This window comes from Ruegeria sp. N10, from assembly GCF_056531545.1.
Genome location: NZ_JBQFLY010000003.1, coordinates 115,955 through 135,324, shown reverse-complemented (window position 1 = coordinate 135,324; position 19,370 = coordinate 115,955). Strand labels below are relative to the sequence as shown.

The 19,370-nt window shown below is 57.2% G+C and carries 18 protein-coding genes, 2 tRNA genes and 1 pseudogene; 11 read left to right on the top strand and 10 right to left on the bottom strand.

The features are described from left to right. Positions 1–43 precede the first annotated feature (43 nt). A complete protein-coding gene (gene betB, locus ACR0JI_RS06205; RefSeq protein WP_480493981.1) occupies positions 44–1,498 on the bottom strand; it encodes a betaine-aldehyde dehydrogenase in 1,455 nt (484 codons plus the stop codon). Between the two features lie 188 nt (positions 1,499–1,686). Between betB and ACR0JI_RS06200 the strand changes: the two genes are divergently transcribed. Beyond that, complete coding sequence (locus ACR0JI_RS06200) at positions 1,687–2,016, top strand: hypothetical protein (protein WP_480493982.1); 330 nt, start codon at positions 1,687–1,689, stop codon at positions 2,014–2,016. A gap of 3 nt (positions 2,017–2,019) precedes the next feature. Here ACR0JI_RS06200 and ACR0JI_RS06195 read toward each other — a convergent pair whose 3' ends face one another. Continuing rightward, positions 2,020–2,532 carry a potassium channel family protein gene (locus ACR0JI_RS06195; RefSeq protein WP_209505145.1) on the bottom strand — a complete coding sequence of 171 codons (513 nt, stop codon included), beginning with the start codon at positions 2,530–2,532 and terminating at the stop codon, positions 2,020–2,022. Positions 2,533–2,597: 65 nt separating this feature from the next. Then, positions 2,598–3,503 (bottom strand): oxygen-dependent tRNA uridine(34) hydroxylase TrhO, encoded by a 906-nt coding sequence (gene trhO, locus ACR0JI_RS06190; RefSeq protein WP_480493983.1) that lies wholly within the window; start codon positions 3,501–3,503, stop codon positions 2,598–2,600. Between the two features lie 97 nt (positions 3,504–3,600). Between trhO and pncA the strand changes: the two genes are divergently transcribed. Beyond that, entirely contained in the window at positions 3,601–4,194 is a 594-nt protein-coding gene (gene pncA / locus ACR0JI_RS06185; RefSeq protein WP_480474313.1) for a bifunctional nicotinamidase/pyrazinamidase, read from the top strand. Here the strand turns inward: pncA and ACR0JI_RS06180 are convergent. Further along, positions 4,191–4,724, bottom strand: a complete 534-nt coding sequence (locus ACR0JI_RS06180) for a hypothetical protein (protein ID WP_480493984.1) — start codon at positions 4,722–4,724, stop codon at positions 4,191–4,193. The two genes, pncA and ACR0JI_RS06180, sit on opposite strands and share 4 nt — an antisense overlap. A 164-nt stretch (positions 4,725–4,888) precedes the next feature. Here ACR0JI_RS06180 and pncB point away from each other — a divergent pair, with 164 nt between their 5' ends. Then, positions 4,889–6,181: a nicotinate phosphoribosyltransferase gene (gene pncB / locus ACR0JI_RS06175; RefSeq protein WP_480493985.1), complete on the top strand. Its 1,293-nt coding sequence runs from the start codon at positions 4,889–4,891 to the stop codon at positions 6,179–6,181. A gap of 33 nt (positions 6,182–6,214) precedes the next feature. Here pncB and tnpA read toward each other — a convergent pair. Then, positions 6,215–6,607: pseudogene (gene tnpA / locus ACR0JI_RS06170) on the bottom strand (IS200/IS605 family transposase). A gap of 428 nt (positions 6,608–7,035) precedes the next feature. Continuing rightward, positions 7,036–7,111: transfer RNA gene (locus ACR0JI_RS06165), tRNA-Thr, on the bottom strand. A 238-nt stretch (positions 7,112–7,349) separates the two neighbouring features. On the opposite strand from ACR0JI_RS06165, the gene ACR0JI_RS06160 reads away from it, so the two are divergent. From ACR0JI_RS06160 to arsJ, 3 genes are read left to right on the top strand one after another with little or no spacing between them, the layout of a single operon-like run. Beyond that, complete coding sequence (locus tag ACR0JI_RS06160; RefSeq protein ID WP_480493986.1) at positions 7,350–8,183, top strand: arsenate reductase/protein-tyrosine-phosphatase family protein; 834 nt, start codon at positions 7,350–7,352, stop codon at positions 8,181–8,183. Then, positions 8,180–9,178 (top strand): ArsJ-associated glyceraldehyde-3-phosphate dehydrogenase, encoded by a 999-nt coding sequence (locus ACR0JI_RS06155; RefSeq protein WP_480493987.1) that lies wholly within the window; start codon positions 8,180–8,182, stop codon positions 9,176–9,178. The genes ACR0JI_RS06160 and ACR0JI_RS06155 overlap by 4 nt, the downstream gene beginning before the upstream one ends. Then, a complete protein-coding gene (gene arsJ / locus ACR0JI_RS06150) occupies positions 9,175–10,440 on the top strand; it encodes an organoarsenical effux MFS transporter ArsJ (RefSeq protein WP_480493988.1) in 1,266 nt (421 codons plus the stop codon). Before ACR0JI_RS06155 ends, arsJ begins: the two co-directional genes overlap by 4 nt. 199 nt (positions 10,441–10,639) lie before the next feature. Here arsJ and ACR0JI_RS06145 read toward each other — a convergent pair. Next, positions 10,640–10,716 (bottom strand) — tRNA-Arg (locus ACR0JI_RS06145). A gap of 115 nt (positions 10,717–10,831) precedes the next feature. Between ACR0JI_RS06145 and ACR0JI_RS06140 the strand changes: the two genes are divergently transcribed. Next, a complete protein-coding gene (locus ACR0JI_RS06140) occupies positions 10,832–11,857 on the top strand; it encodes a LacI family DNA-binding transcriptional regulator (protein ID WP_480493989.1) in 1,026 nt (341 codons plus the stop codon). After that, positions 11,854–13,065, top strand: coding sequence for a winged helix-turn-helix domain-containing protein (locus tag ACR0JI_RS06135; protein ID WP_480493990.1), 1,212 nt, complete (start codon positions 11,854–11,856; stop codon positions 13,063–13,065). The genes ACR0JI_RS06140 and ACR0JI_RS06135 overlap by 4 nt, the downstream gene beginning before the upstream one ends. Positions 13,066–13,068: 3 nt before the next feature. Here the strand turns inward: ACR0JI_RS06135 and ACR0JI_RS06130 are convergent, their stop codons facing one another. Both ACR0JI_RS06130 and hpaR read right to left on the bottom strand, forming a co-directional pair. Beyond that, positions 13,069–13,767: a fumarylacetoacetate hydrolase family protein gene (locus tag ACR0JI_RS06130; RefSeq protein WP_480493991.1), complete on the bottom strand. Its 699-nt coding sequence runs from the start codon at positions 13,765–13,767 to the stop codon at positions 13,069–13,071. 602 nt (positions 13,768–14,369) lie between these two features. After that, positions 14,370–14,804: a homoprotocatechuate degradation operon regulator HpaR gene (gene hpaR / locus ACR0JI_RS06125; RefSeq protein WP_480494048.1), complete on the bottom strand. Its 435-nt coding sequence runs from the start codon at positions 14,802–14,804 to the stop codon at positions 14,370–14,372. Positions 14,805–14,993: 189 nt separating this feature from the next. Between hpaR and ACR0JI_RS06120 the strand changes: the two genes are divergently transcribed. After that, positions 14,994–15,764 (top strand): HpcH/HpaI aldolase family protein, encoded by a 771-nt coding sequence (locus tag ACR0JI_RS06120; protein ID WP_480474321.1) that lies wholly within the window; start codon positions 14,994–14,996, stop codon positions 15,762–15,764. A gap of 4 nt (positions 15,765–15,768) precedes the next feature. Here ACR0JI_RS06120 and ACR0JI_RS06115 read toward each other — a convergent pair whose 3' ends face one another. Beyond that, complete coding sequence (locus tag ACR0JI_RS06115) at positions 15,769–16,911, bottom strand: DUF3095 domain-containing protein (RefSeq protein WP_480474322.1); 1,143 nt, start codon at positions 16,909–16,911, stop codon at positions 15,769–15,771. A gap of 140 nt (positions 16,912–17,051) precedes the next feature. Here ACR0JI_RS06115 and ACR0JI_RS06110 point away from each other — a divergent pair, with 140 nt between their 5' ends. Then, on the top strand, positions 17,052–18,224 hold the full coding sequence (locus tag ACR0JI_RS06110; RefSeq protein ID WP_480474323.1) for an MFS transporter: 1,173 nt from the start codon (positions 17,052–17,054) through the stop codon (positions 18,222–18,224). Between the two features lie 21 nt (positions 18,225–18,245). Then, positions 18,246–19,277: a glycosyltransferase family 4 protein gene (locus ACR0JI_RS06105; RefSeq protein WP_480474324.1), complete on the top strand. Its 1,032-nt coding sequence runs from the start codon at positions 18,246–18,248 to the stop codon at positions 19,275–19,277. Positions 19,278–19,370: the final 93 nt, after the last annotated feature.

The following is a 19,370-nucleotide window of genomic DNA, read 5'->3' as shown; positions in this document are numbered from 1 at the left end:
CGCCAGATGTCGGGAACAGAGGAAAACGAACGAAGAAGAGACCCTAGTAAGGGGCTTCGACGCCGTTCATGGACACGTAGACTGTTTTCATTTCCGAAAAATGGTTGATCGCCAGCTTCGAATTCTCGCGTCCGACACCGGACATTTTCGATCCCCCGAACGGGGCCTCGACCGGGGCAAGGTTATAGGTGTTGATATAACAGGTCCCCGCCTCGAACCCGGCCACAACACGGTGCGCGCGGGTCAGGTCATTGGTGAAGACGCCTGCGGCCAGACCAAATTCGGTGTCATTGGCACGGGCCATGACCTCGGATTCCGTGTCGAAATCCAGCACCGACATGACAGGGCCAAAGATTTCCTCGCGCGCGATGGTCATGTCATCGTTCACATCCGCAAAAACGGTTGGCTGCATGTAGAAACCGTCGCCTTCGATCCGGTTGCCGCCGAACACCAGCCTTGCGCCCTCGGCCCTGGCTTTGTCGACATAGCTCAGCGCGATGTTCAACTGGTTTTCGCTGACCATCGGGCCAAAGCTGACGTCCTCGTCCATCGGGTCGCCGATTTTGGCATTGGCCAGACGTTCGGACAGGCGTTTCAGGAAGGCATCTTTGATCCCTTTTTGCACAAAGACGCGGGTACCGTTGGAGCAGACCTGGCCCGATGAATAGAAATTGCCAAGGATCGCGCCGGACACCGCGTTTTCGATGTCGGCATCGTCAAAGACGATCATCGGAGATTTGCCGCCCAGCTCCATGGTGACGTGCTTCATGCCGTCAGCTGCCGCGGCATAGACCTTGCGGCCTGTCGGCACCGATCCGGTCAGCGAGACCTTGGCTACACGCGGATCGGTGACCAGTGCGGCCCCCACGTCGGCATAGCCCTGAATCACGTTGTAGACACCCTTGGGTGCGCCGGCTTCGACCAGAATTTCGGCCACTTTCAATGCCGAAAGGGGCGTGGTTTCCGAAGGCTTGAAGACCATTGTGTTGCCGCAGGCCAGCGCCGGGGCACCTTTCCAGCAGGCAATCTGCGTGGGATAGTTCCACGCCCCGATGCCCACGCAAACGCCCAGCGCCTGACGGATGGTGTAGACGAAATCGCCACCGCCCAGCGGAATATGCTCGCCGGTCAGAGAGGCGGCCAACCCGCCGAAATATTCCAGCGCATCTGCACCCGATGTGGCATCTGCCACCGTGGTTTCCTGAATCGGTTTGCCGGTGTCATGGGTTTCCAGAACCGACAGGTCGTAGTTGCGGTCGCGCATAATGTCGGCCGCGCGGCGCAGAATGCGGCCGCGTTCTGTTCCGGTCAGTGCGGCCCAAGCTGCCTGAGCGGTTTTCGCGCTGTTCAGAGCCTTTTCTACAATCGCCGGTGTTGCCGAATGCAGACGGGCAATCACCTCGCCGGTAGCGGGGTAGATCACGTCAATGGCCGCGCCATCGGTATCCTCGACATAGGTGCCGTCGATGAAATGGCTGGCCTTGGGCTGAAACTTCATACCGTGTCCTTTTCGCTCGACCCCGTCCGGGCGGGGCATTTGGTCATTTTGAATCGGCCCTAATGGTTATTGACTGGCCAGTCAATAAAATCATCCAAGCGGCAAGGTCACGCCTGCCACCGCGCACAAATCTTGAAATTCTTTGGTTAATGTTCTATATATGTTCCACATAGTCAGAGGACAAACCGATGACCCAGCACATGCGCCACGCGGCCCTGAACGGGCCAAACAATGACTACCACCTGCTTCCGGTAACAGACCGGCAGATGCGCTATGCGCGCGCCATTGCCGAGAAATCAGCGCTTGAGATCCCGGTCGAAGTTCAACGTGACAGGCGATTGTTGTCCGACTGGATTTCGGCCCACAAATCATGTGGCACCTCGCAATTCGACAATTACCCGACGGGCAAGCAGGTGGCGTTCGCTGAACGGATTTCACGCAGCAAGCGTCGCCCGATCCCGTCCGAGTGTTTTCGAGACAAGAAAATGATGTCCCGCTGGATTGAGCACAACAGATAAACCTTATTTTGGGTCTTCTGGCGCATGATTGCGGGTATAAAGCGCAACCGCAGCCGCAACAAACATACCCAGCAGAATGTAACCGGTCACAGCCTCGGACACGGCAAGCCCGCGGCACAGGCCGGTCGGGGACATGTCGCCATACCCGACCGTGGTGAAGGTGACATATGAAAAATACAGGACATCCCCCGGACCCTGCGCCCCGACCACACAATTATCGTTGTACCCAAAAGCTCCGTAGACGGCGGCAAACAGGAACGGGACGACCTGGATGAATGACACACCCATCAGGAACAAAAGCCGCCGCGGTGATGTCACCTGGGTCATGTAATACCAGGATTGCGACACCAGCCAGATCAGCAGGCCAACCGACGCGATTGTTCCGATCATGTCACCCGCAGCGGTTTCGTTAAGACGCGATAGCCCGAACCAGGCAAGAAAACTTGTCAGAACCAGCCCCAATGCAGCAATCAGGGTCGATTTCCATTCTTCCAGAGTTGTGGGTTTGCGGTGCATGAACGCCCTCTCAGCCTAGTCTGACGGTGATCATCCGACCTAAAGCAAGGGCCTGCAACCCGCTTTCAGTCCTGCCGCAAATGCGGCTCGCCCCGCTTGCGCGCAAGCACTATCTGCTTTTGCCGTTCACGAAAGCGCATCTTGTCAGCCTCGGAGGTCTCGTCGATGCATTGGTGACAGGACACGCCATGTTCATATTCGGGGCGTTTCATATCCTCGGGCAGGATCGGGCGACGGCAGCCATGGCACAGCTTGTGCGGCCCTTCAACAAGGCCGTGGCCAACCGAGACGCGGTTGTCGAACACAAAGCAGTCACCCTGCCACGAGCTGTCTTCGGATGGCATCTCTTCAAGATAGCGCAGGATACCGCCTTTGAGGTGATAGACATCCTCGACCCCCTGCCCCAGCAGGTAATTGGTGGACTTCTCGCACCGGATACCGCCGGTGCAGAACATGGCAACGCGCTTGTTGTGAAAGCGGTCCTTGTTCGCCTCCCACCAGGCCGGAAATTCGCGGAAACTGGCTGTTTCAGGGTCTATTGCGCCTTCAAACGTGCCGATCGCCACTTCGTAGTCATTGCGGGTGTCGATCGCCACGACATCGTCCGAACGGATCAGATCGTTCCAGTCCTGCGGATCGACATAGTTGCCGACACGGGCGCGCGGATCGACATCCGGCTGACCCATGGTCACAATCTCTTTCTTCAGCCGCACTTTCATCTTGCCGAAAGGCGGATGGTCCGAGGACGCCTCTTTCCACTCCAGATCCGAGCAACCGGGCAGAGCCCGGATATGCGCAAGAACCGCATCGATCCCGGCGCGTGGGCCTGCGATGGTGCCATTGATGCCTTCTTGCGCCAGCAACAGCGTTCCCGTGACGGACTGCGCGCGGCACAGATCAAGCAACGGTTCGCGCAGCGCGACAGGGTCCGGGAATCGGGTAAAGTGATAGAGGGCAGCGATCGTGTACATATGCGCGATCTACCCTCGCAAACCCGGAGTCGCAAGGGATTGCATTGACGCCCCGCGCCCAGCCCCCTACCGATAAGGCAGTTATACGGAGGCCGCCATGACCCATGCCCTGCTTGTCATTGATGTCCAGAACGACTTTTGCCCCGGCGGTGCCTTGGCAGTGGCCGGAGGAGATGAAATCGTCGCGCCGATCAACGCCATGATGGAGGAGTTTGACGCCGTGATCCTGACGCAGGACTGGCATCCGGCGGGGCATTCTTCGTTCGCGAGCTTCCATGATGACAAAGACCCCTTTGATACGACCGAGTTGCATTACGGGCCGCAGGTCTTGTGGCCGGATCATTGTGTTCAGGGAACCGAAGGCGCAGATTTTCACCCTGACCTACGCACTCATGCCGATCTGGTCATACGAAAAGGCTTTCGACCGGGCATCGACAGCTATTCCGCCTTTTTCGAGAATGACCGGAAAACGCCGACAGGTTTGAAAGGCTACCTGGAGACGCGTGGAATAACCCAATTGACGCTGGTCGGACTTGCAACGGATTTTTGTGTCTGCTTTTCCGCGATTGACGCTGCGAAGCTGGGCTTTGATGTCACAGTCCGTATGGATGCCTGCCGCGCGATTGACATGGACGGATCGCTGGCTGCCGCAAAACAGGCCATGCGCGATGCCGGTGTTACGCTGGCCTAAGGTGTCGCCCCGGCAGCGGCCAGCAGCTTGATCGTCACAAACAGAATAACGGCCAGCCCGAACGCCAGCCCGATACGCCCCGAAATAGAACGCCGACGTGCCGAAACGGGCTGCTGTGGCGGTGGCGGCGGTTTGCGCACCTGACGCGTACGCACGATTCCGGCCATGGGCTGCGCCATCCGTATGTAATGCAGAAAGTCCCACAGGTTGAACTCGCCGCAATACTCCCCCTGAACGCCGCGCGATTTTATGTTCTCAAACAAAGAACGCAGAATCCTGACCCGGTCCACCTGATCTTCGGCCGGAAACACACCGGGCACGATGCCGCTGTTCCGCGACTCGAGGCTGAACCCCGCATCCAGGAAAATCTTGCGGATTTTCGGCGATGTTCCCCGTAGCGCATCCGCTGTTCTGATGTCGCGAAACACCGCACACACCTGGCGTTCCCCATCAGAGGCTGACCCCAGTTTTTCGGGGTCGAAATCGTTCAGTGCTACATTAACAATGTCAAAATCGTACTCGAGACCCATTCACAAACTCAGTTTCGTCTTACCATCCCCTTCTCTCACTAACCGGCGAAGACACTGCACAATAAGCCCGTAATGTGACGTCATGCTGGCATTGTCACCAAATCAGCGACTCTTGCCATTCCCGAAATCGATTGATCTAACTACGGAAATCGCAGGAGTTCCCCATGGTCGACATCGCGACCCGTGTCTACAATCACAAATGGAAGATTGACCCGATTGTCCGGTCTTTAATCGACACAGACTTCTACAAACTGCTGATGTGCCAGTCAGTGTTTCGAAACAAGCCCCAAACAAATGTGGTGTTTTCCCTGATCAACCGGTCGAATCACGTGCCTTTGGCCCGTTTGATTGATGAAGGCGAGCTGCGGGAACAGCTGGATCATATCCGCTCGCTTAGTCTCAGCCGGGGGGAAAGCACCTGGCTGCGGGGCAATATGTTTTATGGAAAGCGCCAGATGTTCCGTTCCGATTTCATGGAATGGTTCGAGAATATGCGCCTGCCGCCTTACCACCTTGAACGCAAAGGCGATCAGTACGAACTGACCTTCGAAGGCAAATGGCACGAGGTCATGTTGTGGGAAATTCCGGCGCTGGCGGTATTGATGGAATTGCGGTCGCGCGCGGTGCTGAACGACATGCGCCGGTTTGCGCTACAGGTGCTTTATGCCCGCGCGATGACCCGCGTGTGGGAAAAGATCGAAAAGCTGAGTACGATCAACGGTTTGGGCATCGCGGATTTTGGCACGCGGCGACGGCATTCTTTCCTGTGGCAGGACTGGTGTGTGCAGGCGATGATCGAAGGGCTCGGCCACGCGTTTACCGGGACGTCGAACTGCCTGATCGCGATGCGGCGTGAGGTTGAGGCCATCGGCACCAACGCGCATGAGCTGCCGATGGTCTATTCCGCGTTGGCCGACACCGATGCCGAACTGGCGCAGGCCCCTTATGACGTTCTCAGCGATTGGCACGACGAACATGACGGCAATCTGCGCATCATCCTGCCCGATACCTACGGCACCAAGGGCTTTCTGGACAACGCGCCCGACTGGCTGGCGGGCTGGACCGGTATTCGCATCGACAGCGGCGACCCGGCTACCGCCGCCGAGGTGGCCATCGACTGGTGGAAAGCGCGCGGAGAGGACCCGACCCAAAAACGGATTATATTCTCGGACGGGTTGGACGTAGGCAGTATTCAGGAATTGCATGCACAATTTGCGGACCGCACCAAAGTATCTTTCGGTTGGGGTACCTTGCTGACCAACGATTTCCGCGGACTGGTCCCTCATGACGCGCTGGCACCGTTCTCACTGGTCTGCAAAGCCGTATCCGCCAACGGACGCCCGACGGTAAAGCTGTCGGACAATCCGGAAAAGGCAATGGGCCCCGCGGATCTGATCAAGCGATACAAACGGGTGTTTGGCGTGGGCGCACAGGAAGCGATCAAAGTGATTGTCTGAGCTAAGGCATAATACCAAACACTTACCCTCAATTCATATGATGTCAGGACTGAACGACCACCGACTGGCGTCGGTAGGATCGGCGATATGGTTTTCGAGGTATTGCAGCACGATATCTTCGGTGATGGCACCGTTGGTGGTTGAGAAATACCTCCTGCCCCAGAACCGGCGACCCCAGTAGCGGCTGCGCAGCGCGGGAAGTTCCCGTTGCACCTTGTGAGACGAACGGCCCTTCATCTTGCGTACCGGACCCGAGATGGCAATCTTCGGCGGCACCGACACGAACAAATGCACGGGATTGCTCGACAACACCCCGCGCAAGATGTCGACCTCGTTCTCGTGGCAGACCCAACGGATGATGGCGCGCACCCGCAAGCGCACCGCACCGGTCAGCACCTAGTAGCGATACTTGGTCGACCAGACGATATGGTAGCGGTGATAGAAAACACAGTGCTTGCCAGTGTCATACTACATGACCTTACCCTCTGGAAAATGAGCCTTCGAACCGGCTGCGGCTCATTTTCCAGAGGGTGAAGCCATAACACGATTCTCCGCGCTGAAGCAGGTCCGACTGGAGGTCGGAGGGTTTACTCCAATGCGTGGATACCAAACAGTTGGTTCATAATTCGCAGCTGCGCAATCTCACATTGATGATTATCACTCAGCGGATACCATCAACAAGCTTTCGAGAAGTGTAACACGTGAACCGCCCATCAAAGTCTTCAATGCCTGTTATTGAGCGCAAAATTTCCGTTTGCGGTAACCTGCTTTGAGGCTGCACTTCAGACCAAGGTGCGTTTCCTGGAACTGGTCCGAGTATCAATATGTACATGGTGTTTTAATCTTCGGAAAACTGGTGCCGCTGAAGGGACTCGAACCCCCGACCCCATCATTACGAATGACGTGCTCTACCAGCTGAGCTACAGCGGCACCTTGAGTCATCCGGAACTGGCCTCTACCGGATGAGATGGCCCATTTAAACTGTCAGCCTAAAGCCTGCAAGACCAGTTATGTCCGTTCGGGCCTTTCCCCCCTTTTCACCAGAGGTTGTCGTTGACGTATTGGGCCAATGATCAATCCAATGGGGCGAGCTTCCAGTTTGTGAAATTTTTGTAACGACGCATGAGTAGTTTTGACTCTAAACTTATTATTCTATATTTCATGAAATATGATAGAAGAGATAACCGACCAGCTGGCCATCCTTGGCCACCCACAACGTATCACCGTATTTCGCATGTTGATGCGACGATATCCTGACACTGTTCCAGCGGGGGAACTGGCGTCGGAACTGGGGATCAAGTCCAGCACCTTGTCGAACTATCTCAACGCGTTGCAGCGATCCGGGCTGGTCAAGCAGGAACGATCCGGGACGTCACTGCTCTATTCGATTGAGATGAAGAACGTGCAGCACATGTTCGATTTCCTGCTCGTGGATTGCTGCCGTGGCCGACCCGATCTTTGCATGCCCTTGGCCAAAGGGCGCGAAACCATGGCTGACCGAAAGTTCAATGTGTTGTTCATTTGCGTGGGTAATTCTGCCCGGTCGATCTTTGCCGAATCCCTTTTGCGGGATATCGGCGGGGATCGGTTCAATGTGTATTCGGCCGGCATACGACCGTTTTCCGAACTCAACCCGTTTGCAATTCGGGTTCTGCAAGACAAGGGGCATGATACATCGGCGCTCCGCTCGAAGAATGTATCCGAGTTCTCGGGGCCGGGCGCACCTGAAATGGATTTCGTCTTTACGGTCTGCAATCAGGCTGCGAACGAAGAATGCCCCGCGTGGGAAGGCCAGCCGATCAGCGGTCACTGGGGCATGGCGGATCCGGTCAAGGCAGAAGGCACCGATGCCGAGAAAAGCCTGGCCTTTCAAAACGCGTACGGCGCGCTGAAGCGTCGGGTTCAAGCCTTTACATCGCTGCCGGTTGAAAGCCTGGACCGGATCGCACTGCAATCCGCCGTTGATGAAATCGCGCGGTCGCCACTTGAGGATGCGCCATGACGACTTACGCTGTGAACGGCCTTGGCCGAATGGGGAAACTGGCCCTGAAGCCCTTGTTGGAACGGGGCGCAAAGATTGCCTGGATCAACGATGCCTTCGGCGACCCCCAGATGCACGCGCATCTGTTGGAGTTCGACACGGTACACGGGCGTTGGGATGCAGAATTCAGCTTTGATGCCGACAGCATCACTGTGAATGGAACCCGCCTGCCGTTCATCGGCACGAAAGACCTGAACACCCTGCCGCTGGATGGCGTTGATGTCGTGATCGACTGTACGGGCGTGTTCAAGACCGAGGCCAAGCTGGCCCCATATTTTGATGCCGGGGTAAAGAAAGTCGTCGTCTCTGCCCCGGTCAAAGACGGCCCGACGGCAAATATCGTTGTTGGAGTGAATGAAAGCACATATGACCCCGCGACCCATAAAATTGTGACAGCGGCCTCTTGCACAACGAATTGCCTGGCGCCGGTGGTCAAGGTGATCCACGAGAATCTGGGTATCCGCCACGGGTCGATGACTACGATCCATGACGTGACCAACACGCAAACAATCGTTGATCGGCCCGCAAAGGACTTGCGGCGCGCACGGTCGGCCCTCAACTCACTGATCCCGACGACCACCGGTTCGGCCACCGCCATCACACTGATCTATCCGGAACTCAAAGGGCGTCTGAACGGTCACGCCGTCAGGGTGCCGCTTTTGAACGCCTCGCTGACCGATTGCGTATTCGAAGTTGAGCGGGCCACCACGGTTGACGAGGTCAACGCCCTCTTAAAAGCGGCGGCTGAGGGTGACCTGAAGGATATTCTGGGTTATGAAACCCGCCCTCTGGTATCTACCGATTACACCAATGACAAACGCTCCTCGATTGTCGATGCGCCCTCGACCATGGTGACAAACGGGACACAGGTGAAAATCTATGCGTGGTACGACAATGAGATGGGCTATGCGCACCGCTTGGTGGATGTGGCGCTGATGGTCGGGTCCTCGCTGTGACCCAGCGGCCCGAAGGACTGTCGGCTTATGTCGCGGTCACGGCGGCTTATTGGGCCTTCATGCTGACCGACGGGGCGCTAAGGATGTTGGTGCTGCTGCACTTTCACACCATGGGGTTCTCACCGGTTCAGCTGGCCTATCTGTTTGTACTTTACGAGATTGCTGGGATCGTCACCAACCTGACCGCAGGCTGGATTGCCGCCCGGTTCGGGCTAACGTCCACCCTGTATGCAGGATTGGGGCTGCAGGTGGTGGCGTTGCTTGCCATGACACAGCTTGATCCGCACTGGACCGTTACCGCCTCGGTCAGCTTTGTGATGATGGTGCAGGGGGCAAGCGGAGTGGCCAAGGATCTGGCCAAGATGTCGTCGAAATCATCAGTCAAATTACTGGCCCCGGCCGAAAGCGGCGGGTTGTTTCGGTGGGTCGCTGCGCTGACCGGATCAAAAAATGCCGTCAAAGGCCTGGGTTTCCTGTTGGGCGCGGCCATGCTGGCCACGTTGGGATTCATGGTGGCAATCCTGGTCATGGCGGCGGTTCTGGCACTGATCCTGTTCGCAGTTATCCTGTTCATGCCAGCGGGCCTGCCGAAGGGGCGAAAAGGGGCGAAATTCTCGGAAGTATTGTCAAAATCCGCCAATGTGAACTGGCTGTCCGCGGCGCGGGTCTTTCTGTTCGGTGCGCGCGATGTCTGGTTCGTGGTCGGCATCCCGATCTATTTCTATGCCGTCCTGTCGGATGGCACCGAGGACGGCAACCGTTCCGCGTTCTTCATGATCGGAACATTCATGGCGCTGTGGGTCATCCTATATGGTGCGGTGCAGGCTATCGCGCCAAAGATTCTTCGTGCGGCGGATCGAACCGAAGGTGATTTGATCCGTGCGGCACGCAGGTGGGCGATTGTCCTTTTCTACGTTCCTGCGGCTCTAACATTGGCGGTATCGCTGTCAAATGGGCCTGAAACCTGGCTGACCATAACGCTTGTAGCTGGGCTGCTGATCTTCGGAGCAATCTTTGCGGTGAATTCATCGCTGCATTCCTATCTGATCCTGGCTTTCACCCGGTCCGAACGTGTGACAATGGATGTCGGATTTTATTACATGGCAAATGCAACAGGCCGGCTGATCGGCACGGTTCTGTCCGGCCTGACCTATCAGATCGGGGGATTGCCACTGGTCCTCGGGACCGCGACCGTGATGGTGGCCCTTGCTGCGCTGACTTCAGGCAAACTGACGGATCAAACCTCCGAAGCACTGACGTGACCATTTCGAATGATATCTCACGGACTGGATCGCTCTTGCCATGATCGGTGGCGTTCTGATCAGAGGGGCTGCGCAAGGTTATTGAAGAACGATTGGCGAGAATTTTATATGTTTCGGCATATGCCCTCGCAAAGTTCTGTAAACCATGACGGCGCCGCTGGCTGCGGAAACCCGGTAACTGTTAAACAATACGTTTTATTGGTGACCCCGGCAGGATTCGAACCTGCAACCTGCCCCTTAGGAGGGGGCTGCTCTATCCAGTTGAGCCACGGGGCCGTGCCAGGCTCTCTGTAACCGGGATTTTCCGGGTTGTCATCGCCTTTGCACAATTGTTGTACACGCCGACCTGTTCACGCTACCATCGGACAAAACAACAACGCAGGTGCCTCCCGTGAACAGTGAAACCAAACGCCCGCTTACCCTTCGTGATGTGTCCGAGGCTTCCGGAGTATCCGAGATGACGGTAAGCCGGGTTCTGCGTAACCGGGGGGATGTGTCTGACGCCACCCGCACCCGCGTTCTGGCCGCCGCCAAGGAGCTTGGCTATGTCCCCAACAAGATCGCGGGCGCATTGGCGTCCAGCCGGGTTAATCTGATCGCGGTGATCATCCCTTCGCTTTCGAATATGGTCTTCCCCGAGGTGATGACAGGCATCAATCAGGTGTTGGAAGACACCGAATTGCAACCGGTGGTCGGGGTAACCGATTATCTGCCCGAGAAAGAGGAGAAAGTGCTGTACGAGATGCTCTCGTGGCGGCCTTCCGGCGTGATCATTGCGGGGCTTGAACATACCGAGGCCGCGCGCGCTATGCTGGATTCGGCAGGTATTCCGGTGGTCGAGATCATGGACACGGATGGCAAGCCGGTGGATGCGATGGTGGGGATCTCACACCGCCGCGCGGGGCGCGAAATGGCACAGGCAATCCTGAAGGCCGGGTATCAGCATATCGGTTTCATGGGCACCAAGATGCCACTGGATCACCGCGCACGAAAGCGGTTCGAAGGCTTTACCGAAGTTCTTGGCAAGCACGGGATCGAGATCGAGGATCGCGAGTTCTATTCCGGTGGATCGGCTCTGGCCAAAGGGCGCGAGATGACCCAAACCATGCTGGAACGCTCACCCGAGCTGGATTTCCTGTATTACTCGAACGATATGATCGGGGCCGGTGGCCTGCTGTACCTGCTGGAACAGGGTATCGATATTCCGGGACAGATCGGCCTGGCCGGGTTCAACAATGTCGAGCTTTTGCAGGGCTTGCCCCGAAAACTCGCTACGATGGACGCCTGTCGTCTGGAAATCGGCCGCCAAGCTGCCCAGATCATCGCCGAACGTCTGGAAAATCCTGATACTGAGATCGAGACACGCGTTACTCTGACCCCCACGATTAGTTATGGTGACACGCTGAAACGGCGATGAACACATCCCTGAAAAGGCTCGACAACCGGACGGTCCGGGCGATCTTCATGGACCGGCACGTATTGGGTGAACAACCCTCAGGCTCGGCCAAAGGTTCCGCGCTTCTGGATCTGATCCACCGGCTTGGATTTGTTCAGCTTGATAGCATCAACACCGTTGCCCGTGCCCATGACATGATCCTGTTCTCGCGCAGGCCCGCCTATCGCAGCGCCGACCTAAAAAGGCTCTATGAAAGGGATAATGCGCTTTTCGAACATTGGACGCACGATGCGGCGGTGATTCCGATGAAGTTCTATCAGCATTGGCATCTGCGCTTTCAGCGGGATGCTGATATGTTGAAGGCGCGGTGGAAGAACTGGCGGCGGGATGGGTTCGAACAGCAGTTTGACACAGTCCTGCAACACATCCGCGACCATGGTGCGGTGTCGTCCTCGGATGTTGGCAAGGATGAAAAGAAGGGCTCGGGCGGATGGTGGGACTGGCACCCATCGAAAACCGCGCTGGAGTATCTGTGGCGCTCGGGTGCTCTGACCGTCGTCGGTCGGGATGGGTTCCAGAAACGCTATGATCTGACAGAGCGCGTGATTGAAACACATCTCTGTCCCGGCAGCACGCCCTGTGATGCCGAGGCGACCGTGGATTGGCTGTGCAACGCCGCATTGGACCGGCTTGGATTTGCAACATCCGGAGAGTTGGCGGCTTTCTGGGACACCGTCAGCGCGGCTGAGGCAAAAGACTGGTGCGCGGCGTCGCTGGAAAGTGGCGATATTGAAGAAATCGAGGTCACCTGTGCCGATGGGTGCCTGCGCAAGACATACGCCCGCCCAAACCTGATGACCAAAGTACCGCAGCCGCCAGGCCGCATTCGCGTGCTCAGTCCGTTTGACCCCATGCTGCGCGACCGCCGCCGGGCCGAGCGGCTGTTCGGCTTTCGCTACCGCATCGAGGTTTTCGTCCCCGAGGCCAAACGAACCTATGGATACTACGTTTTTCCGCTGCTCGAGGGCGACCGTATGATTGGCCGTATCGATATGAAAGCCCACCGCGATCGTGACCTGCTGCACGTCAAAGCGCTCTGGCCTGAGCGCGGTGTGCGCTGGTCAGATGCCCGTACCCGACGCCTGAACGCCGAGCTGGACCGGGTGCGGCGACTGGCCGGTGTTGAACATGTGACTTTCGCCAAGGACTGGCTGAAAGACCCTAAATAGGGTCTACTCTGCGTCGGACAGGGACAATTTGATCGGTTCCAGCCCATCAATCTCACCTGTCAGAACATCCCCTGCAACGACTGGACCAACGCCAGCCGGCGTACCGGTCAGGATTAGGTCACCGGGGCGCAGGTGGTAAAAGCCGGACAGGTGCATGACAATCTCGTCGATCTTCCAGATCAGCTCCTCCAGGGTGGCGTTCTGGCGCAACTCTCCGTTTACGCTTAGCCGAATGCGCTTGTCATCCTCCGGGGTCCAGTCGGCAGCTGGTGTCAACGGCGCAAAGACCGCTCCGTTTTCGACGTCCTTTCCCAGATCCCAGGGCCGCTGCTTGTTGCGCTCGCGGATTTGCAGATCACGGCGCGTCATATCCAGGGCGCAGCCATAGGCAAAAATGGCATCCCACGCCTGCGCACTGGTGGCGCGAAACACGGGTTTTCCAATGGCCAATGCCAATTCCATCTCATGGTGGTAATTTTCGGTCCCGGCAGGATAAGGAACCGTCGCACCTGAGAGTACAGCGTTCGGGGCGGATTTAGTGAAATAGAAAGGTGCCTCGCGATCCACCTCGTTCCCCATTTCTGCGGCATGGGCAGCATAATTTCGACCGACACAGAAGATCCGTCCAATGGGATATCCGGCCGCCGCGCCGACAACGGGGATGGTGATCGGGTCCGGAAGCGAAAACAGGCTGTTTGGCATGATAATCCCTGAAGGTTGCGTAACTGCCATATTACGTCTGCCAGACCCGCCAGCAAGCCCGGAAAACACGCTGTATTTCGCCAATCTCGAGGAGGTGTTTCAGCGTGAAACGGCTCAATTCTGACCTGAATGACTGACGCCGTGTCAAAAATTGGTTTCATCAGTTTTTATGGTCTCACCAGTACACAAACAGATCGAAACAACTCTTGGCTCAGTCAAAAGCCGGGCTAAATCCTCAGGTAGTCAGGCCCGTGCCGATTTCGGTGCGGCGTCAAAATTCAGAACAGCAGCTTTGGTAAAGCATTCCACCAAAGTGACGTCGACAAACCATACGCTGACCCATTTACCGATCGGCAACTGCCTAAACCAGTTTCGGAGAGTATAGGTGCTAGGCCCCTCCCCCATGGGCCAAAAAGACCCTGTTCAGAGCCACATTTCAGGCTTTTCGTATACTCCGAAGCACAGGCCGGACCGTCAGGTTTGACGTAACCGGTCTTGGGCCAGGCACCAACGACCAGTCCGGGTCTGGCCGCCCCGTCGGAGACTCCCCCTACAGTTTCCGGCGGGGTCACTACCAACGACATCGGATACAGTGCCAAAAATCAGGAGTCGAGGTCCTTCAACTCGTTCAGCAGATCCAGCAGTAACTCATGCTTGTCCGGTCCAAGCTGAGATCGAATACGTTCCGCCTGGGCCGTGCTTGCAGCCAGATTGGCACGAATGATCTGAACCCCTTTTGTATTGATCTCAACAACCTGACGCCGTCGGTCAGCCGGATGGCTGCGCCGCGTGATCAGTCCACGGTTCTCCAACTTCTGAAGAATGCGCGTCAGGCTTGGCAGCAACAGGCAGGCGCGATCGGCGATGTGGGTCGGCTCTTGTGGGCCTTCTTCGTTCAACACCCGCAACACCCGCCACTGCTGTTCCGTGACGCCAGCGTCAGCCAGCATTGCTCGAATGGGTCCCATAACCTTTTCCCGCGCCCGCAAAAGCGCAATGGGCAAAGATCGCGACGTCAGAGGGAGATCGTCGGTCATAAGAAAATTATCACCGAAATCCGGGATATAAGCAAGCAACCCGACACGCAGCAGCAGCGCCCGCACCCGAATTTGCACCGTCATGCGGGCCGATTTCGGGCTGGACAATTCAAAACGACCGTTGAAGATGCCATCGACATCCGCTTCTTGTCCTTCTCACCCCCTGCGGTCGAAATATGAGGTTTCAGCATGGCAGCCCCACAAAACGCATTCAAACAGGCTCTAATACAGGGCAAACTGCAGGTTGGCTGCTGGATGAGCTTTGCTGAATCCGTCACCGCCGAGATCATGGGAACCGCGGGTTTCGATTGGCTGGTGATCGATGGTGAACACGCACCAAATGATATCCGCTCGATCCGGGATCAGCTGACAGCTTTGGCCAGCAGCGCATCTCATCCCGTTGTGCGGGTTCCTGTCGGAGAGACCTGGCTGATCAAGATGGTTCTGGATGCTGGCGCCCAAACAGTACTGGTTCCGATTGTCGAAAGCGCCGCTCAGGCGCAGGACTTGGTCCGTGCCTGCCGTTATCCGCCGGACGGGGTGCGGGGTGTTGGTGCAGCGGCATCGCGCGCCACGATGTATGGGTCGACAAGCGACTATATCCAGACCGCAGATCAGGAAATCTGCCTGTTGTTGCAGGTGGAAACCCGCGCCGGATTGGCCGCGTTGGATGACATTCTTCAAGTCGAAGGTGTGGATGGCGTTTTCATCGGTCCCGCTGATCTGTCAACCGACATGGGGTACAAGGGCAACAGCGCCGCACCCGAGGTGCGCGAGGTCATCGCGGACGCCCTGGCCCGGATCAAGGCCGCAGGCAGAGCGCCGGGCATCCTTGCCACCAATGACGAAGCACGTCAGACCTATCTGGACATGGGCGCACAATTTCTGGCGGTCGGCATAGATGTGATGCTGCTGGCGCAGGCGGCTCGCGCGCTGGCCGGGCAATGGAAACCATCCTAAACAGTCAACTGCGCATGGCCGCAGCGGCCTGCGCATAGCCGCCCGAGGCTCCATCAACAAAATGCACATGGTCATCCCGCATGGCCGAGGGGACGATACATGTCATCATCGCCTCCTCCTGTGCGTGCAAACCGTATCTGATCTTCCCCCGGCGACGCGCCTCTTCAAGCAGGTGTTCGATTTGGCGCAACGTGTCCGGATCGCAGTCGAGCGTCATTTTCAGCCCGTCATCAAACTTTCGGTAATCGGCATTACTGCTGACCATATGTCTGTAATGGTCCGGCTCAAAGCGTCCCATCCGCAGGCCAGTTTTGAACAATACTGCGATCAACAGGTTCTGAACCAGCAGGACGAGTTTGTGCAAAATCACATGACGCCCGTTGCGCGACACATGAGCGTCGATGTCAAGGCCGGGTGGAGGCCACGCTATGGGCGGACCCTTTTCCGACACCGGATGGCCTGCGCGATCCAGTGTTTCAGACGCGGACAGGACGGATTGCGCAAGATCGGCAAAGTCCCGTTCGGTTGCTGACGGTGTGGGCTGTACGACCAGCGAAACGATCTGACCGTGACGGGCCGGGCTGTTGGACCACCTGCAAGACAGGCCTGTCAGATCCGGCTGCGCACCTGGCCCGGCGGGTGTGACCATATTTTTCCCGGCTTTCATCCCGGCCTCGGCCCAGGCCAGACCACCGCCGGAAAACATGGCGTAATCCACTCCGGTAGAGGGTGCATAGCGCGCAACGCGCAGATCCTTACCCGCTTTGCGAATATCAGCCACCGACACCAGCGCTGCCCGCAAAGGCATGGAGAATTCTTCATCTGCCCAGCGCCGCAAATCCGCCAGCGTAGTCCGGGCGGTTTCAGCTTTTCCGGGCGGGACAGCAAACCCCGCCCCATCGCCGCCAAAGACATATGGAAACAACGCGCCGTCCATTGCGTTGATCATGGCCGAAATTACCGCAGCGCCCACAGTATTGACAGTCTTGTACCGGCCCCGCGCGATTTCGCCCGTTGAATCGACAATATCAGCAACACCCAGAACCCAATCATCGGGCAGTTTTGAAAACTGCGCGGGGTCTGCCAGACGGGTAAAATCGCGCTGCAAGGGAAGGTTTTCGTAAAATGCGGACTGGAGGTCTTTCATGCTCCCCCTCGGAATCAGTGTTTTGACAAAGATAGCCGTAAGGCGAGCCATGTCCTAACTTTGAAACAATATACACAGGCTTGTGCGTTGCATCACGGCGTGCCAAGCATTTCCCTCGGACGAGCAGGAAAGGGCTGAATATGCAGGCAGGTTTGGTGGTTTTATGCCTGGGCTATGTGCTCAGCCAGTTTTTCCGTGCTTTCCTTGCGGTTCTCAGCCTGGATCTGGAGCGTGACATTAGTGCCGCGCCCGAAGATCTGGCCTTTGCTTCCGGTCTTTGGTTTATCGTGTTCGCCGTCATGCAGATCCCGGTCGGATGGGCGCTGGACAGGATTGGGCCCCGCCTCACGTCCGCCGCGCTGCTTCTGGTGGGCGGGGCAGGTGGGGCGGCGGTTTTCGCAGCCGCAACAACGCCCCTGCACATCAGCATAGCCATGGGCCTGATCGGTGTCGGGTGCTCTCCGGTCCTTATGGCCTCCTACTATATCTTTGCACGCGAATACCCTCCGGCGCGGTTTGCTACATTAGCGGCCGTGATGCTGGGCGCAGGGTCCGTTGGAAATCTGGTGGCTTCTTATCCAACCGCGCTTGCCGTGGAATGGATGGGGTGGCGCGGTACGATGGTCGGGCTTGCCGCGGTGTCCGCCGCGATCGCATTGGGCCTTTGGCTGACTGTTCACGACCCTGCGAAGGTCGAAACAGAACACAAGGGATCGCTGCTGGATCTGCTGAAGGAGCCTGCCTTGTGGCTGATCCTGCCCCTGATGCTGGTTGCTTACGCCCCCGCTGCAGCGCTGCGCGGGCTGTGGGCCGGGCCGTACCTGAATGACGTTTTCGACCTCAGTTCCACTCAGATCGGCACCGCAACGCTGATCATGGGCTCGGCCATGATTGCGGGCACTTTTGTCTACGGACCACTGGACCGTATTTTTGGCACCCGGAAATGGGTGGTTTTCGCTGGCAACGCTTTGGGTTCAGTTGCGCTGGGCCTGCTCTGCCTGTGGATTGATAATGCAATATGGCTGTCCGTCCTGCTGATGGCCGTGATCGGCTTTACCGGTGCCAGCTTTCCGGTCATCATGGCTCATGGCCGGGCCTTCGTGCCTGCGCATCTGGTGGGGCGTGGTGTGACATTGCTGAATCTTTTCGGCATCGGCGGCGTTGGCATTGCTCAATTCGTCACCGGGCGTATTCACGCAGCCACCGTGCAAGACGGATCAACCGTGCCGTACACAGCAATATTCGGGTTTTTTGCGGTTACCCTTGCCATTGGTTGCGTGATCTATCTATTCAGCCGGGATAGTGTGGATTGACGCAGCCATCAGGAGAGTCCGTTGAACGACCCCGTTGTCATAGCCCCAAATCTGAAACGCAGACTTTCGGGCGTAACGGCGACCATAGCAAGGCTGGTTCCGCTGCAAGCGCAATGGATCGATATCGCCGCCACTGGTCCGGGTCTGCCCGCCGACACTCCGCACATCCCGCTGGGTCGACTGCCTTTCCTGTCGCGTCGTAAAAGGCGGGTCTGGCACGCACGCCGCAACACCGAGATGTTGCTGGGGCTCATCCTGCGCAATGTGTTCCGGTTGAAACTCAAAATGCTGTTCACAAGCGCGTCCCAAAGGCCGCACACAGGCTATACCAAATGGCTGATCGGCAAGATGGATGCTGTCGTTGCAACCTCGCGCAAAACCGCAGGGTATCTTGAGCGAGACTCACAGGTGGTAATGCATGGCATTAACCTCCAGGACTTTGTTCCACCTTCAGACAAGGCCACTGTCCGTGCCCGACTGGGGCTGCCGGATGGGGTACTGTTGGGGTGTTATGGCCGTATCCGACACCAAAAAGGCACGGATGCCTTTGTCGACGCCATGATTGACGTGTGCGGACGGTTCGAAACAGTGTCAGGCATCGTCATGGGCCGGGCAACCGAGAAACACACCGCTTTTCTGGCCGAACTGAAGACTAAAGTCGCCAAAGCTGGCTTGTCTGATCGCATCCTTTTCAAGCCCGAGGTGACCGTAGATCAGATTGCTGAATGGTATCAGGTCCTGGACCTGTTTGTTGCGCCACAAAGGTGGGAGGGATTTGGTTTGACCCCTCTCGAAGCAATGGCCTGCGGTGTTCCGGTCGTGGCCACAGATGTCGGCGCGTTTTCCGAAATCATTACTGATCCATCCTTTGGCAAGGTGGTGGCCCCCGATGATGTTCCCGCCTTGGTCGAGGCGATTGCCCTAATGCTGAAAAGCAATGATTCCCTGTCACAAGCGGGCCTGGCATCCCGCGCCCATGTCGAGCAGAATTTTGACATTCAGGGCGAAGCAAAGACGCTGGTTGCGCTTTATGAACGACTTTTGAACGATTGAACCGCTTGAATTCGGCATCAGTCGTTGAAAACACCGCTGATAGCCCTTTTTTCTTCGCCGCAACGCGGCTATGAACGCGCGTCCTTAACTTTG